This window comes from Actinomadura logoneensis (assembly GCF_003428695.1).
GTDB classification, from domain to species: Bacteria; Actinomycetota; Actinomycetes; order Streptosporangiales; family Streptosporangiaceae; genus Spirillospora; species Spirillospora logoneensis.
The window spans coordinates 1-1214 of the sequence record NZ_QURH01000495.1 but is presented as its reverse complement, the minus strand read 5'-3'; the positions used below and the strand labels follow the sequence as shown (position 1 = coordinate 1214).

Genomic DNA, 1214 nt, shown 5'->3' with positions numbered 1-1214 from the left:
GCTCCGCGCCGGCCGGCGAGCCGGTCGGCGGGCCGCAGCTCGCCGGCCGCGGCGTGGTCGTCAACCCCGCCGCCGGGGTGCCCGCGCCGCCGAACATCCACGCCGCGTCCTGGGTCATCGCCGACGCCGACACCGGCGACGTCCTCGCCGCCAAGGACCCGCACGGCCAGTACCTGCCCGCGAGCACGCTGAAGACGCTGACCGCGCTGACCCTCATCCCGAAGCTGCAGGCGTCCCGCAAGGTCCGGCCGTCCCAGGCGGCGTGCGACGTCGAGGGCACCAAGGTCGGCATGACGCCGAAGATGGACTACACCGTCGACCAGCTCCTGCACGCGCTGATGATGATGTCGGCCAACGACGCCGCGGTGACGCTGTCGGAGGCCAACGGCGGCGTGAAGAAGACGATCGCCGACATGAACGCCGAGGCGCGGGAGCTGCACGCGGGCGACACGCTCGCCGCGTCCCCGAACGGCCTGGACGTCGACCTCGGGCTGACGGTGCGGACGCAGCACACCTCGGCCTACGACCTGGCGCTGATCCTGCGCCAGGGGATGAAGAGCCCCGAGTACCGCAAGTACGTCCAGGCGCTGAACTTCTGGTTCCCGGCCCCGCCGGACAAGAAGCAGAAGAAGAAGCACAAGCCGGGCGGCTACCCGATCTACACGCACAACCGGATGCTGCCGGGCCAGCCGCACGCCTACAACGGGATGCTCGGCGGCAAGAACGGCTACACCGTCACGGCCCAGCAGACCTTCGTCGCGGAGGCCCGGCGCGGCGGGCACACCATCCTGATCTCGCTGATGAAGGCGGACGTGCCGCCGTCCCCGTACGCCGCCAAGCTGTTCGACTGGGGCTTCGCGGCGCGCGGGAAGGTGAAGCCCGTCGGGACGCTCGTCGAGCCCGGCAAGGCGGGGGCCCGGCAGGACGCGTCGGGCGCCAAGGACGACGGGCGGTCGGCCATCGAGAAGGCCAGCTCCTCGCGGACCTGGATGGTCGTGGGCGGCGGCGCGGTCGGCGCGCTGATCGCGATCGGCGTGCTGTTCCTCGTCCTGCACCGCCGCCACCGGCGCGGCGACCTGCGCCTTCCGAACCCGGACACGTCCCCCGACAGGTCGGGCGCTCCGGGCGTCGCGGGTGCTCCGGGCGCGTCCGGCGAGCGGGGCGGGCACGTCCGGCTGGCCCCGCCGCCCGCCGCCGCTCCCGGCCCGCACGGC

The 1214-nt window shown here is 73.6% G+C and carries 1 protein-coding gene; it reads left to right on the top strand.

The features are described from left to right. Positions 1 to 1214: D-alanyl-D-alanine carboxypeptidase family protein (locus DZF91_RS23575; protein ID WP_147341319.1), on the top strand; the 1214-nt coding region annotated here is incomplete at both ends.